At 37.5% G+C, this 15299-nt stretch carries 11 protein-coding genes; 6 read left to right on the top strand and 5 right to left on the bottom strand.

The features are described from left to right. Positions 1–211: 211 nt before the first annotated feature. Together LS64_RS00885 and miaB are read left to right on the top strand one after the other, a co-directional pair. The gene (locus LS64_RS00885; RefSeq protein WP_052062376.1) at positions 212–769 is read left to right on the top strand and encodes a methylated-DNA--[protein]-cysteine S-methyltransferase; all 558 of its coding nucleotides are present in this window, start codon (positions 212–214) and stop codon (positions 767–769) included. Beyond that, positions 766–2070, top strand: a complete 1305-nt coding sequence (gene miaB, locus LS64_RS00880) for a tRNA (N6-isopentenyl adenosine(37)-C2)-methylthiotransferase MiaB (protein WP_081948274.1) — start codon at positions 766–768, stop codon at positions 2068–2070. Before LS64_RS00885 ends, miaB begins: the two co-directional genes overlap by 4 nt. A gap of 3 nt (positions 2071–2073) precedes the next feature. On the opposite strand, the gene LS64_RS00875 is transcribed toward miaB, so the two are convergent. The 5 genes from LS64_RS00875 to LS64_RS00855 form a co-directional block, all read right to left on the bottom strand. Next, the gene (locus LS64_RS00875; protein ID WP_238699458.1) at positions 2074–4608 is read right to left on the bottom strand and encodes a TonB-dependent receptor; all 2535 of its coding nucleotides are present in this window, start codon (positions 4606–4608) and stop codon (positions 2074–2076) included. Positions 4609–4999: 391 nt separating this feature from the next. Further along, a complete protein-coding gene (locus LS64_RS00870) occupies positions 5000–7849 on the bottom strand; it encodes a peptidoglycan D,D-transpeptidase FtsI family protein (RefSeq protein WP_064773696.1) in 2850 nt (949 codons plus the stop codon). Between the two features lie 149 nt (positions 7850–7998). Beyond that, the gene (gene fliE / locus LS64_RS00865) at positions 7999–8325 is read right to left on the bottom strand and encodes a flagellar hook-basal body complex protein FliE (protein WP_034570778.1); all 327 of its coding nucleotides are present in this window, start codon (positions 8323–8325) and stop codon (positions 7999–8001) included. Positions 8326–8394: 69 nt separating this feature from the next. Next, positions 8395–8886: a flagellar basal body rod protein FlgC gene (gene flgC / locus LS64_RS00860; RefSeq protein ID WP_034570776.1), complete on the bottom strand. Its 492-nt coding sequence runs from the start codon at positions 8884–8886 to the stop codon at positions 8395–8397. Between the two features lie 104 nt (positions 8887–8990). Beyond that, complete coding sequence (locus LS64_RS00855) at positions 8991–9734, bottom strand: hypothetical protein (RefSeq protein ID WP_034570775.1); 744 nt, start codon at positions 9732–9734, stop codon at positions 8991–8993. A gap of 197 nt (positions 9735–9931) precedes the next feature. Between LS64_RS00855 and LS64_RS00850 the strand changes: the two genes are divergently transcribed. The 4 genes from LS64_RS00850 (at position 9932) to LS64_RS00835 (ending at position 15278) form a co-directional block, all read left to right on the top strand. Continuing rightward, complete coding sequence (locus LS64_RS00850; protein ID WP_034570773.1) at positions 9932–10876, top strand: chemotaxis protein; 945 nt, start codon at positions 9932–9934, stop codon at positions 10874–10876. A 78-nt stretch (positions 10877–10954) separates the two neighbouring features. Next, positions 10955–13465, top strand: coding sequence for a hybrid sensor histidine kinase/response regulator (locus LS64_RS00845; RefSeq protein ID WP_034570771.1), 2511 nt, complete (start codon positions 10955–10957; stop codon positions 13463–13465). Next, the gene (locus LS64_RS00840; protein WP_034570768.1) at positions 13465–13971 is read left to right on the top strand and encodes a chemotaxis protein CheW; all 507 of its coding nucleotides are present in this window, start codon (positions 13465–13467) and stop codon (positions 13969–13971) included. Before LS64_RS00845 ends, LS64_RS00840 begins: the two co-directional genes overlap by 1 nt. A 5-nt stretch (positions 13972–13976) precedes the next feature. Then, positions 13977–15278: a hypothetical protein gene (locus tag LS64_RS00835; RefSeq protein WP_034570764.1), complete on the top strand. Its 1302-nt coding sequence runs from the start codon at positions 13977–13979 to the stop codon at positions 15276–15278. The last annotated feature ends 21 nt before the right edge of the window (positions 15279–15299 follow it).

Genomic DNA, 15299 nt, shown 5'->3' with positions numbered 1-15299 from the left:
AAACTAAATCGGCACTTTTGGAAATTGTTGAATAAATTTATATAAAATTTCTTTTATGTTATAGAATCTGCTTTTATATATTAATGTATAGAAATAATTTATTTTTTTGTATTTAATAACTAGATACAAGACTATGTTTTATAAAAAACTTTGCTAAAATATTCTAGTGAATTTAAATATACTTTATTTATTGTGTAACAAAAGGATTAAAATGCAATATTTTGGTGGTGTGTATCGGCATGATATTGGGAATTTTGGCATTATAAATGATATGTTTTCGCTACTTGAGCTGCGGTTTTTGGGTGCAGATTCTATCCTTAAAAGTCGCTTTATAAACGCGCAAAATCTAAAAGAAAACGACATTACAAAAATGGTGATTGAAAATCTGCACAACTATCTAAATGGCGAAACTCCAAAGTATGATGTGCCTTTGAAGCCCTGTGGCGCGGACTTTTTTAAACGCGTGTGGGTGAGCGTGCAAGGCATTCCTTACGGGCAGACGCGAAGTTATAAGGACATCGCAAAGTCCATTAGCTATCCTAAGGCTTCTCGTGCGGTTGGCGTGGCAAATCACAAAAATCCCATTTTGATTTTTATCCCTTGCCATCGCGTAATCGGTAGTAATAATAAGCTAACAGGCTATGCGTGCGGCTTGGAGCTAAAGACAAAACTGCTAGAAATTGAGGGCGTGAAAGTGGATAAAAAAAATTTGAGTGTAGAATCTATAGAATCTAACTTGCCAAAACTCGCCTTTAAAGGAATTAAATGAAACTATATATCGAAACTTTAGGTTGTGCTATGAATGTGCGTGATAGCGAGCATATCATAGCCGAGCTGCAAAAAAAAGAAAACTATACCCTTACTAGCGAGATTAGCGATGCGGATTTAATACTAATCAACACCTGCTCTGTGCGTGAAAAGCCAGAATCTAAGCTTTTTAGCGAGATAGGGCAGTTTGCAAAAAATAAAAAGAAAGGGGCTAAAATAGGCGTTTGTGGCTGCACGGCGAGCGCTCTTGGTGAGCAGATTCTAAAAAAATCTCCGCATGTTGATTTTGTGCTTGGCGCGCGAAATATCTCAAAAATCACTGAGATTATCCACAAGCCAAAGACTGCGTGGGTTGGCATTGACTATGATGATAGCACTTATGTGTTTGCAAATTCGGCAAAAAGTAGCTTTAAGGCATTGCTGAATATTTCCATAGGCTGTGATAAAAAGTGCGCGTATTGCATTGTGCCTTTTACGCGTGGGCGCGAGATTTCGATACCTTTGGAGCTGATTTTAAAGGAAGCTAGACGCCTTGTGGATGGCGGCACAAAGGAGATTTTATTGCTAGGGCAGAATGTGAATAATTATGGTGTGCGGTTTTCTACGCCGCATGAAAAGATTGATTTTACCGGGCTACTTCGCCGTTTGAGTGAAATCGATGGCTTGGAGCGTATCCGCTTTACAAGTCCGCATCCGCTGCATATGAATGACGCTTTTTTGGATGAGTTTGCAAGCAATCCTAAGATTTGCAAAAGCATTCATATACCGCTGCAAAGTGGCTCAAATGCGATTTTAAAGGCGATGAAACGTGGCTACACGCAGGAGTGGTATCTAAATCGCATTGAATATTTGCGTGCGAAAGTGGGCGATGTTGGCATTAGCACGGATATTATTGTGGGTTTTCCAGGGGAAAGTGATGCGGATTTTGAGGAGACGATGAAGGTTTTGGAGTTGGTAAAATTTGAGACGATGTATAGCTTTATTTACTCGCCACGTCCTAATACGTTGTCGTATTCTTGGGGGTCGCGTGGGGCTGTGGAGAAAGAAGTGGCAAAGGAGCGTTTGTCTCGTTTGCAGTCTAGGCATAAAGAGATTTTACGTGAAATTAGCCAAAATGAGCTAGGCAAGATTCACAAAGTGCTAATTGAAAATAATAAATCAAGTGTGGGTGAGACCTTTAGTGAAGGGCGAAGCGATACAAATCGCCTTATTCGCATCCCCGCATTTATCGATATGGGAAGTTTCGTAAATGTGAAAATAGATTCTATAAATGGCTCAAGCCTTTTTGGCAAGGTGGTGTAGAATCTAAAATCTATATCCCACTTCAAGCCAAAATGACCTGCCGACTTCATAGGTTGGGATAGCAGTAGCACTAGCAGAGCTGCTAAAAGCACTAAGATTTAAAATCGAAATATTTTTAGAATCTAAAATGTTAAAAATATCTAGATTCACAAATACATTATTATTTTTAAATACATCAATTTCAAAACCAAAACGCATATCCCATGTAAAGCTACTTGGCACTTTAAAGATTCTAAAAGTAGGCACTTTTGCTCCATTATAGCTATCTTGCAAATCCTCTTCCACTGCTACCATCGCATCATAGCTACTCCTAAATCTAAAAAAGTTGTTTATTAAAATTTTAGTTTTCCAAATATTAAAGCTATGCGTAGTTGTGATTCTAAACGTATAAGGGCGAAAAAAGTTTTCCGCTGGTCTATCAATATATCGTATGAATTGTCCGTTGTAGCTTATGATTTGATTATTCATAGCGTTAGTAAAAATATTTGAATAGCTATTAAAATTTCGCTTTAAATGTGTGAAATCAAAGCCAAAAGTTATAAAATTTGAAATATTAAAAATCTCTAAAGGCTTATCATTATTTATAAAAATGCTAATAATATCGCTATCGCTCCTGCCTTCATTAGCCCACGCATATCTTGTGTTGCCTTGTGCGTCTTGTCCTATATTTTTCGTATTTACTTGGTCTCTGCCAAATCTATGTATATATTTCACATTTAGCTTAAATGCTAGAATCTGCTGTATAAATCCTATCATTAGCTCATCATCATAAGGCACTCTAAGCCCTAAAAAGTTCGTATCCACACCGCCATTTTCAATAACATAGCCTTGTGTATATGGAGTAGATTCTGAAATATTATCATTTGGGTCAAATGTATTTAGATTCATTTTCCAATATTGTACATCTAATTTTGCTTGTCCATCCATAAGACGATAAGCAAAAATATTTCTACCATAATATCGATTATAACCAAAAGTAATTTGTGATGCAAAATCTTTTATAGAATTTTTTGTATTCCACGGGGCTTCATAAGTAATGGCAAGACGTGGGGCAATCGGGGCTTTATTCATATATAATTCATAATCTAGTCTTAAACCAAAACGCACATCTAAAACACCATTAGAATCTCCTAAATTAAACGACATAGAATCTTCTAAAAAAGTGCTAAAAGTAAAATTATGCAAAGAAATTTCCCCTGCTTTTAAATAATTCAAATAGCCAAAGTAATATCCATTGCTTAAGTCATTACCAAAGAAATCAGTTAATGTAGTATCACTAGGAGCGATGTTTGTGCACCAATTATAATCTACGCAAGTTTGCCCTTGTGGCATTGCTATAATTGTCCCATTATTAGAGATTCTAACATCATTATGCCTTTTAAAATACGAATATCCATATCCTAGCTCAAGCCCAGCTAAAAAGCGATTTTGCCAGAATCTAAAAAAGTTTAATGGTTCAAAATCTTGTGTTAATCTAAACTCACTACTTATTTGCTTATTATCTACATTACCATAGCCACCTTCTTCTACACCTAAGGAATTATTACTCCAATTTTTTTCACTACTATAAAGCCACACTTTGTAGTCATTAGCACTCTTTGTCCTAGAATCTTCTAGGTAGCTAAAATTTATTTGTGCGTTTAAATTGCCAAGTGCATTGTTCCATATTGATTTTACACCTAAATTATGTCCGCCGCTATCATAGAAAAAGTCGCTATCTTTAGCGTTTATAATAAAATATTTATTAAATTCAGGTGCGTAAGTGTAACTAGATTCTATACTAAAGCTTTCATTTATATCATAATAGCCTTTTATAAAAACATTATAGTTTTGTCGGCTTTGCGTTTTTTCTACTATATCTAATACATTTGTAGAATCTCCATCATAGCCCCTTAATGGAATAAAACTTTGCGTTGTGGTAAAACTAGCGATAATTCCTGCGTTATCATTAAACTTAGATTCAAAACTTGAGCGAAAAATATGCTTAATAAAGCGAGGCTGATTAGTAGAATAGCTTGAGTTTATAAAATCATTTAAGTTTCCATATACATGGTAATTTGTTAAACTTATATGATTAGCCCTTGCATCGCCCTGACTTATTTGATAGCTAATTTTAGCTCCAAATTTTTTAGTAGCCTTTCTTGTATTTGCCTGTATAAGCCCGCCTGTGAATTTCCCATAACTAGCTGAGATATTGCTATCTTGCACAATTATAGAATCTAGCAAGCTTGTATCAATAGCTAAACCTTGAGAGCGTCCTATGCTTCTACCATACATACTTTTTGATGTTTCCATATTTTGCGTATTAGCTAGACTTGCTGCGGGGTCTAAGTCATTATTCATATTAAAGCCATCTAGTTGAAAATTATTTTGATAAAAAAGTCCCCCACTAATGCTTATATTAGCTGGGCTTATTTCACCTGGGGTATTACTACTTAGTTGATTATTATCATATTGAATATTTGGTAAGATTCTAAGTAGGCTAGTAATATCGCCATTTCCACTAGGATTAGATTCTATCATTTGTCTATTTATCACGCCATTGCTACTTTGGAATTTATTTAAATTATCACCACTAAAAGCTGTAATTGCATTTAACTTATAGATTTTATTTGTATGATTAAAATCTTGTATGCTTTGAGCGGCGTTAGAATCTTTTTCTTCAATAGTGGCTTTAGATTCTATATTTTCTTTAGAATCTAATATATTAAAACTAAAAAATATCGTTATATATATATATATATATATATCTAAAAGCTATCATATCTTATCCTTTAATCTTAAAAATAAAAAGCAGTGAAATAATATCATAAATTTTAAGAATAAATACTAAGTTTATAAATATGAATGATTAGTATACTATAAATAAAATTCATAGAATCTAGATTCTATAAAAGATTATTGTTTTTTTTGATGAGAATCTTAGAATCTAATGCTTCGCTGTTAAATAGCCTTCGGTGGCTAGCAAAGTGGCGAGGCGCGCGAATATAGGTGCGGCGGTCTGTCCGCCGTAGTAGTCTTCATTTGCCTGTGAGCCATAGGCTACTACGCCGATTGTGTAGGTTGTCTTGCCATCGCTTGCATAGCCAAAAAATGAGCCATTATAGATTGTTACTTCGCGTGTGATTTCACGCGCTGTGCCTGTTTTGCCCCCGACTATTAAGCCTTGAACGTCAGCTCTTTTTGCAGTGCCCTCTTTGACTACACGATTAAGTAATTTTTGCATATATTCCGCACTTTGCTTACTTATGATTTGCTTTGGAGATTCTAGGGCTGGATAAAAGATTTTCCCTTCCGGAGATTCTAGAATCTTAGTCACATGCGGATTTACCAAATATCCACCATTATTAAACACCGCATAGCCACGCAAAAGCTGGATAAAAGTCATCCGCAGTCCATAGCCATAACTTGCCGTGCCTTTTTCCACTTCTTTATTTAGCTTATTTACACTAGGCAGCAGTCCATTTGCTTCATTTGCAATGTCAATGCCTGTATTTTCGCCCACGCCAAAGGTTTTAAAAAGCTCTTGCATTTGCGTTCCGCTCAAGTTCTTAGTCAATTTTGTCATACCGATATTACTTGATTTTATTAGAATCTGCTCTGGTTTTGCCGACTTCAAAGGCGTAGAATCTCTTATCGTAAAGGTTCGCAGATTATAGATTCCATTATGCAAATCAATTTCTTCACTATAATTTATCCACTTTTTATTAGCTAGATATGAAAAAATTAGCGGTTTTATCGTGCTGCCTGGCTCAAAGCTACGCTCCACTCCTAGCACTCTCATGCGTGATGTTATATCGCTATCTCGCTGCCCCACATTTGGATTAAAACTATGCGAACTAGCCAACGCCAAAATCTCGCCTGTGTGTGGATTCATAATGCCGGCTATGATTTGCTCTGCGTGGTATTGCTTGCTAGCAGATTCTAGAATCTCTTGCACTTTTGCTTGAAGATTCAAAGGGATACTCAAAGTGATATTAAAGCCATCTTCTTTTGCAATCTCTCGACTATGCTTATCAAAAATGATATTGCCACCCCTATCAGCTCTCCCGGCTATTCGTCCATCATGTTTAGCCGACAAGATTCCATCGCGGTATTTCTCCACGCCACTTTGTGCGACAAATTTTAGCTTATCATCATACAAATTCTCATTAATCTTTTTCTTACTATAATTTGTAAAGCCTAAAATGGGCTGCATAAGGTTATTAAAAGGATACTCACGCTCAATGCTAGATACCGAAATATCTAAGCCCCGCTCCACACGCGTGCTAGCGTTATCTTTCACATTCTCATTATAGGCGAAAATGGGCGTGTAGCACTCTTTGCTTAAGTCAATCTGGCGATTTTTATACTCAACTAAGGCTTGATTTAGAATCTGCAGGGCTTTAGATTCTGTAATTTGCTCTTTTTGCAAATCTTGCAAGGTTTTTAGAATCTGTCTATCAAGCGAAGTCGCCCTGCCCTTATCGCTGGTAATTTCGGCGTGGGCTATCATTTCTTTAAACTCGCTATCTTCCAAGCTATCTTTATTAATGTAGGTAAAAGTGCATTTTTTATACGCGCCAAGACGTGCTAGTTTTGCATTTAGCTGACGAAGATTTATCGCATCAATGCTACTAGCACTCTCACTAATTATTGCGTTTCCACCTTTATTTAATGCGGTTTGTATAGAATCTTTATTGAGATTTGCGTAGATATTTAGGAGATTTATCACCACATCTTTTTTTTCTTCTTGAATGGATGGGACATAGATTCCAACCTTATATAACTTTTTGCTACTTGCAAGGATATAATTATCACCACTTAGAATCTGTCCGCGAAGCCCTAAGTCAATATCCACTTTATTAGACCAAGGATAATCGCGGGAGTATTTATTATAAGGGTCCATATTTGGCGGCTTTGTAATGATTTTAGCATACACAGCAAGGATGAAAATGACAAAACATGTCGCAAATGTTCCTAGCAAAAGGAAAAGTCGCCACGCTCTAAAGTTTTTTTGCTCTTCAAACTCGCGTAAATTCTTTTGCTCTTTGTAATATGCGATTAGCTCTTGCTTTTTTTGCTTTTCTAGCTCTTTTTTTCGTCTTTCAAGTTTGGAGTAGGGCTTTATTGTAAAGTTGCTAAAAAGGATGCTTTCATTTGCATTATCTAGCATTATGGAATCTATGTCTTGGTTTTCTATACTTTGGGTGGTGGATTCTGTCGCGATTTTTTCAGTAGGGTTGTGGGTGGGATTGTTCCCCCCTCCCTTGCGGAGGGGGGTTAGGGGGGTGGGTTTTGTTAGCTTAGATTCTATAGAATCTTTTTTAGAATCTTGTGGAGCAGATTCTATATTTTCTTTAGTAGGGCGATGGGCGGACGATAGGGAATTTATAGAATCTGTGAGATTAGATTCTATGTGTTGGTTAGAATCTTGTGTGGGGTTGTTCCCCCCTCCCTTGCGGAGGGGGGCTAGGGGGGTGGGTTCTATGGATTGTTTAGAATCTAGATTCTGTAAATTTTTAGAATCTTGATTATTAGATTCTATAGAATCTTTTTTTATGTTTTGGTTTTGTTGGTTATCGTGGTTTTCTACCCACCCCCCAACCCCCCTCCGCAAGGGAGGGGGGCTAGAGTGGCTGCCCTCCGCAAGGGAGAGAGAGTGTGTCTCCTTATTTTCCACATTTGAAAAAAGATTAGATTCTATAGAATCTTTAGAATCTAGATTCTGTAATTTATTAGAATCTTGCCCCTTAAGTCGTAATTTCGATAGTATAGAATCTTCAGTAGAATCTTGCATTAACAATCTTTAAATAAAAATAGCTATAAAATAAAAAAGTCGCTTTAAAATCTTACTAAAAAGTAAAACTCTAAAACGACTTACATTTAAAGGTGTAAAAAACAAACGCCTTTGCCAAAGCGATAACAATAGCAAAAGCAACACAGAATCTAAATCTGCGTTCTCAAAATTTCTTTATACGCACTAATAGCCTTATTGCGAACTTCTAGCATAAGCTTCATACTTGTCTCTGCCTTGCCTATTGTAATAGCGGCTTGGTGCAAATCTTTCACCGTGCCATTTGCCATATCAGCTAACGCTCTATCAGAATCTTCTTGCGAAGCATTCAACTCCGCCAAAGACTGCTTTAACAATGATGAAAAATCACCATTTCTAACCTGTGAATCTGCTAGAGAAATATCGCTCGCACTATTAACATTCGACAAACCATTCGCAGTGGCTAAGCCAGGTGCTGATATATGAGTTAGATGTGCCATAACTATTCCTCCTTCTCCTAAAATAAAATTCTATCATTATACTAGAAAAAAGTAAATAAAGCAATAAATTTATGCTTGAAACATAGTAATTGCATTATTTGCCATATTCTTAGCACTTTGAAACGCAGCGACATTTGCCTGATACGCTCTTGTCGCTTCTACTAAATCGGCCATTTCCACAACGGGATTAACATTTGGATACGCCACATAACCTTGCGCATTCGCATCTGGATGCGTTGGGTCATATTTCATTAGCGGCTTATTATCATCACGCACGATTTTATCGATATACACGCCCATTATCGGTGGGACAGGCTTTTTACCATATTGTCCCTCGCCTAGTGGGTCGGTGTATTCGGTTAGGTTATTATTTTTTGCTAACTTTTTATTTAGCTCCTTATTAAAATCAAATGCGCGAAACACGACCTCTTGTCTCCTGTAAGGTCCGCCCTCATCGGTGCGAGTGGTATTTGCGTTTGCGATGTTTGCCGAGACGACATTCACACGCACTCTTTGGGCTGACAATCCATATCCGCTAATATCAAATGTGCTAAGAAACATTTTAAATCCTTTTTTATTGCTTTCTTTGCTTTTAATTTGGCTTTCAAATTGCTTATTTCTTGCAAAAAGTATTCCAAAAATAAGCTTTTTTATATTTATGGAATCTATTTTTTACCAGCATTTTTAATTTTGTTTAATTTCTCTAAGGTATATTCAGGATTGCCCTGATATTTTGGATGTAAAGGCATATTTGATAGATAATCATATAGCTTATTTGCCCTAGCCCAAACCTGAAAATCCTTATCATCTTTCCTATCATCTGCTAACTCAAAAATACATTCATCATATCTATTTTGGAAAGTTTTATCTATCCAGCCACCAACATCGCCGACTATATAGTAGTAACAATTTGAGCCTTTTGGCACAAAATGCCCATATAGTTTTTGCAATCTTTTATCCGCTACATTCATTGTTAAGTCAAGGAAATAAAGCATTTTCATAATCCAATCTTTTTGCTTTTGCGGCGTATCACTTGGCAACTCATATACCGCACCAACTAAGCTAAAAGATGAATCGCCCAAAAATGCACCCCTACTTACTTCCACAGGCATAACCTTATACTTCGAGCCTTCTAGCTCTTTATACAGCTTTTCAAAATGCTCATCTTTTGCCTTTTCTTGCGCCTTTTTCTCATTTTCTACATCTGCTAGGGATTTGCCCTTTTGGCTAGATTCAGTGGTTTTAGAATCTGTCTTGTTAGATTCTGTACTTGATTGTTTTGTGTTATCTGCTACTTTACTTTCCACGCCCTCGTTATCCAATCTTGGATTAGAAAATATTTTGCTAATATCAGGGCATCCACTAAATACAAATGCAACACTACACACCGCTATAATTTTTTTTATCATAATTTCTCCTTTGGAATTCATATCGCTAAATAATAATTATTTGCAATTTAAAAATCGTAAGTTTAGCTTTTGTTTTTTTGTTTGTCAATAGTTTATGTAAATAAACATCCCCACTTTATATAACTTTTAACACAAAAGCTAAAAATAAACAAAAATATAAGGTAAAATTACACAAGTTTTTAGCAGAGAGCATAAATATGAACAAACAAGAAAAATACAAGACTAAGATTAGCTCTAATGAGATTGAGTTGGTCGATTTCCGCATTAATGAAGAGGTCAATGGAGTGCTTTATGAGGGCATTTATGGAATCAATGTCGCTAAGGTGCAAGAGATTATCCAAATGCCTGAGACATTTGATTTGCCTGCTAGTCCTGATTATGTCGTGGGCGTGTTTGATTTGCGTGGCGTGATTATTCCGCTTATTGACTTGGCTGTGTGGCTTAAGATTAAGGACAGGGAGGCTAAGATTCCATTAGATAAGAAACGCGTGATTATTGCGGAGTTTAATAATCTTAAAATAGGCTTCCTAGTGCATGAGGCAAAGCTAATCCGCCGCATAGGCTGGGATAAAGTCCAAGCAGCGCAATTTAGCTCTAACTCGCACAATTTAGAGCGTGGGAAAATCACAGGGACTACGCAGATTGAGGATGGTAAAACATTGCTGATTCTAGATTTAGAGGGCATTACTGATGATTTAGACTTTTATAGTGATAAGAAAGAGAAAAAAGAGCTTAGCAATGTTGAAAAGACATTTAGCGGTAATGTTTTGATTGTTGATGATAGCACGATAGCACGTTCACTTTTAAAGAAATCTTTAAGAAAAATGGGCTTTACGGTTATTGAAGCTCATGATGGCGAAATGGCGTTAAACACGTTAAATGAGCTATATAAAGAGCATCCTGATATGGTAAATTACCTGCGATTTATTGTTAGTGATATTGAAATGCCTAAAATGGATGGCTTTCACTTTGCTAAAGTCGTTAAAAATGATGAAAGATTCCAAGCTATACCGCTTATTTTTAACTCATCTATTTGTGATAAGTTTAGCGAGCAAAAGGGCAAGGACATCGGTGCTGACGCATATTTGGTAAAATTTGATGCGCAAACTTTTTATAATGAAATATCAAAAATCCTTGAGTAAATACTTTGATAGCTATAAATTTAAGTTTTTTGTGTTATAATTTGTGATTTTAAACAAGGCAATGAATTGAGGTGTTAAATGAATGACGATATGCAAGAGATAATGGAGGACTTTCTAATCGAAGCCTTTGAAATGGTCGAGCAGCTTGACCAAGACTTAGTTGAGTTAGAGACAAATCCTGATGATTTAGACTTACTTAATAGAATCTTTAGGGTGGCACACACGATTAAGGGTTCTAGCTCGTTTTTGAATTTTGATGTTTTAACGCATTTAACGCACAATATGGAGGACGTCCTTAATAAAGCGCGACGTGGTGAGCTAAAAATCACGCCTGATATTATGGATGTAATCTTAGAATCTGTTGATTTAATGAAAGCCCTTTTGAATGTAATCCGCGATAATGGCACGGACGCAAATAGCGGCATTGATGTAGAAGACTGCGTTAAAAAACTGCAAGTAATTTCTACCGGAAAAGCCGGTGGAGACGCTGCAAGTGAAACGCCAACTCCGGGAGCTGATGCAGACGCCCCAGCTGCCGCCGCACCTACGCCAGAACCAGCCCCAGCCGCCCCAGCTACTCCAGCCCCTGAAGCCCCAGCCGCCGCTGCCGCTCCGGCTACTGAATCTAAACCTGCTGAACCGGCTCAAGCAACAACGCCAAGTGGCGACCCAGACTACTCAAATATGAGCCCAGAGCAAGTGGAAGCTGAAATCGCGCGTCTTCTAGCACAACGACAAGAAGAAGATAAAAAACGTAGAGCTGAAAAGAAAAAAGAGGAAGCAGAAGCCGCCGCACACGCAGCCGCCGCTCCAGCAGCACCTACACCAGCCCCTGAAGCCCCAGCAGCTGCCGCCGCTGCAAAACCAGCCGCTGCAGCCAAACCAGCAGCCGCCGCACCAAAAGCCGCACCAAAACCAGCAGGCGAGGGCGGAGCGCAAAAAGCGCCATCAGTTGCAGTTGAGCCAACCGTTCGCGTGGATGTAAAACGACTTGACCACTTAATGAATCTTATCGGCGAGCTTGTGCTTGGTAAAAATAGGCTTATTAGAATCTATGGCGATGTTGAGGAACGTTATGATGGTGAGAAGTTCTTAGAAGAGCTAAATCAGGTTGTTAGTAGCGTTAGCACGGTTACGACTGATTTGCAACTTGCCGTTATGAAAACGCGTATGTTACCTGTGGGTAAAGTCTTTTCAAAATTTCCGCGAATGGTGCGTGACTTAAGCCGTGAGCTAGGGAAAAATATCGAGCTAATTATAAGTGGGGAGGAAACTGAGCTTGATAAATCAATCGTTGAAGAAATCGGCGACCCGCTTATCCATATTATTAGAAACTCTTGCGACCATGGGATTGAAACGCCTGATGTGCGAAAGGCTGAGGGCAAAAGTGAGCAAGGGCATGTCGAATTGAAAGCTTACAACGAAGGAAACCACATCGTTATTGAGATTAAAGATGATGGTAAAGGCTTAGACCCTGACTTCTTAAAGAAAAAGGCTATTGAAAAGGGCTTAATTAGCGAGCGAGACGCGGAGCAAATGAGTGAAAAAGAAGCCTTTGGAATCATATTTAAACCGGGCTTTTCAACTGCAGCACACATTACAAATGTTAGCGGTCGTGGCGTGGGAATGGACGTTGTTAAAACAAATGTTGAGAAGCTAAATGGTATCATTGAAATAGATTCTGAAAAAGGCGTAGGGACAACGCAAAAGCTTAAGATTCCATTAACTTTGGCGATTATGCAAGCCTTGCTTGTGGGTGTGCAAGAAGAGTATTATGCGATACCTTTAAGCTCAGTTGTAGAAACCGTGCGTGTAAGTCAAGAAGAGATTTACACTGTGGATGGCAAAAGCGTGTTGCGTTTGCGTAACGAAGTCTTAAGCCTTGTGCGATTAGCGGATATTTTCAAAGTAGATTCTGTATTAGAATCTTTAAGCGAAGTCTATGTCGTAGTTATCGGCTTGGCAGAGCAAAAAATCGGCGTAATTGTAGATTATCTAATAGGACAAGAAGAAGTCGTTATCAAATCACTAGGCTACTATCTAAAAGGCACAGAGGGCATCGCAGGGGCAACCGTGCGAGGCGATGGTAAAATCACTTTGATTGCCGATGTAGCCGCAATGATGGATATGGCAAAAGAAGTGAAAGTGAGTGTGAATAATCTAATAAGCCAAAACACCGCTGCAAAGGCAAAACATAGCCCAAGTGACTATGTAGTCCTAGCAATTGATGATAGCACGACTGATAGGGCGATTATGAAAAAGTGCCTAAAACCGCTAGGTGTAACCGTGCTTGAAGCAAGTAATGGCTTAGAGGGCTTAGATATTGTAAAAAGTGGCGACCACGACTTAGACGCGGTGCTTGTGGATATTGAAATGCCTAGAATGGATGGCTACACATTTGCTAGTGAAGTGCGAAAGTATAACCGCTTTAAAAATCTGCCTTTGATAGCAGTAACAAGCAGGACTAGCAAAACAGATAGAATGCGCGGCGTAGAATCTGGCATGACAGAATACATCACAAAGCCCTACACGCCAGAGTATCTACTAAATGTCGTCAAGCGAAATATTAATATGCAAGGAGGAGAATAATGGATAATAGCACTTTAAAAGATGTATTTGCAAAGCAGCAAAAGCAGGCAAATGGCGGCAGTGAGCTACATAGCGATAGTGAAAATATCGTGCAGCTTATTGGCTTTGTCGTTGGGACTGAAGAGTTTGCTGTGCCGATTTTAAATGTTAAAGAGATTATTAAGCCTATTGATTACACGCGTGTGCCTGGCACGCCAAATTATGTAATGGGCGTGTTTAACTTGCGTGGAAATGTTTATCCGCTTATAAACTTGCGAATGAAATTTAACATACCGCCGACAAAGCAGGATAAGGACACGCGATACTTAGTTGTCAATCATAATGATGAAATCGCAGGATTTGTGATTGATAAACTAACCGAAGCAATTCGCATTGATGAAAGCCTAGTAGACCCCATCCCAGATACATTTAATGAGCAAGATAACCTATTACACGGCATTGCAAAACAAGGCGACCGCCTAACCACAATTTTACGCGTAGATAATCTCCTAAAACGCACGTTTTAGAATCTATGTTTCAAGCTGCACTCTTAAAGCTGTCATATTTAAGGCAAAAACTTGACTCTTATAGAATCTACAACTATAAAGACTTTAGATTCTATAATGATAAAACCTTAGAATCTTTTGAAAACTATCAAGCAAAACTACACGCTTTTAGAGAAAATCCGCAAAATATACTACATTTTAATACAACTACAAATACTTTTTCTTGCAAAGATTCTATAGAATCTAATAGCATAAAACCGCTAATATTTGAGCCAAATAAAATAACGCAAGATACAAAATCTACCACACTTTTTAAAGATTATGAAGCAAAAGTGCAAGGCGAAATTGATAATATGCCAAAAGATTCTAAGAAATTTATAGAATCTAAGGAGATTTTAAAACTAGATTCTATAAGTATAAACCCTAACGTCACAACGAATTTACAAAAGCTTTTTTCGTGCAAAATTTTTAGCAAGGATATTTGCGTTATCTCGCCAGATTTTTTATTTTCTAATATTTCTAAGATTGCAAAAAATGAGACAAAAATCCCACGTTTTAGAGAATCTTCTTGCCTTTTAAACGCCCAAATCCCCGCAGATTCACAAACAACATTTTACTTGCAAAATATGGACAAAGAAACTCTAACTTTCCAGCTTTTTAGTATCCAAAATGAGATTTTAAACACACTTAGCACGAAAACAAAAAAGCCTTTAATTTTCCTAAATCCACTTGAGATTTTTTCCACACTTTATAGTTTTTATCCCAGCCTTAGCCATTATACGCTTATTTTGCAAGGGCAAAGTCGCCACGCACTTTGTCATTATTACAAGGGCTTTTTGTGCTTTGCTATTGTGTGTGAAAAGGCTCAGGTTTTGCAGGATTTTTACAAGGATATTGAGAATCTAGGCGAGATTTTCTACTGCGATTATAGCGGGGAGAGAGTTTTTGTCGATGATTTTAAAAATATAGAATCTTGTTTTGAGCTGCCACTAAATGATTGTCTTAAGATTCTAGCCTTTAAGTATTTGCGTGAAAAGGGCTTAGATTCTATCTTTATGGCAAGTGGCTTTCTACGTTTAAGGGCATTTTTAAAGCTAACGATTTGTAGTTCCATCGTGTTAATTTTGTGCCTTTTTTTGAATCTAAGCTATGAGCATTACACACACCACGACAACAAAAGCACGCAAACAAACCTTTACAACCAAGACTTGCAAGAAAAAGCACAACGCAAAAAAGCCTACACCCCAATGTATAATAGAATCTACACACACCTAAAAGACAAAAAAAGCCTAAATTTTAGATTTAATGATAAAAAGGAAGCAAAATAATAGCTAATGAGATTTTTGATG

The sequence above is a fragment of the Helicobacter saguini genome (assembly GCF_000762875.2).
GTDB lineage: Bacteria > Campylobacterota > Campylobacteria > Campylobacterales > Helicobacteraceae > Helicobacter_A > Helicobacter_A saguini.
This window is presented reverse-complemented; position numbering and strand designations above follow the sequence as displayed.

Excerpts from the sequence above, each read along its gene's own strand:
- fliE (WP_034570778.1), bottom strand. The coding sequence starts at position 8,325 with ATGGCACATCTAACTCATATATCAGCACCTGGCTTAGCCACTGCGAAT.
- flgC (WP_034570776.1), bottom strand. The coding sequence starts at position 8,886 with ATGTTTCTTAGCACATTTGATATTAGCGGATATGGATTGTCAGCCCAA.
- LS64_RS00835 (WP_034570764.1), top strand. The coding sequence starts at position 13,977 with ATGTTTCAAGCTGCACTCTTAAAGCTGTCATATTTAAGGCAAAAACTT.
- LS64_RS00850 (WP_034570773.1), top strand. The coding sequence starts at position 9,932 with ATGAACAAACAAGAAAAATACAAGACTAAGATTAGCTCTAATGAGATT.
- LS64_RS00885 (WP_052062376.1), top strand. The coding sequence starts at position 212 with ATGCAATATTTTGGTGGTGTGTATCGGCATGATATTGGGAATTTTGGC.
- LS64_RS00855 (WP_034570775.1), bottom strand. The coding sequence starts at position 9,734 with ATGATAAAAAAAATTATAGCGGTGTGTAGTGTTGCATTTGTATTTAGT.
- LS64_RS00870 (WP_064773696.1), bottom strand. The coding sequence starts at position 7,849 with ATGCAAGATTCTACTGAAGATTCTATACTATCGAAATTACGACTTAAG.
- LS64_RS00845 (WP_034570771.1), top strand. The coding sequence starts at position 10,955 with ATGAATGACGATATGCAAGAGATAATGGAGGACTTTCTAATCGAAGCC.
- LS64_RS00840 (WP_034570768.1), top strand. The coding sequence starts at position 13,465 with ATGGATAATAGCACTTTAAAAGATGTATTTGCAAAGCAGCAAAAGCAG.
- miaB (WP_081948274.1), top strand. The coding sequence starts at position 766 with ATGAAACTATATATCGAAACTTTAGGTTGTGCTATGAATGTGCGTGAT.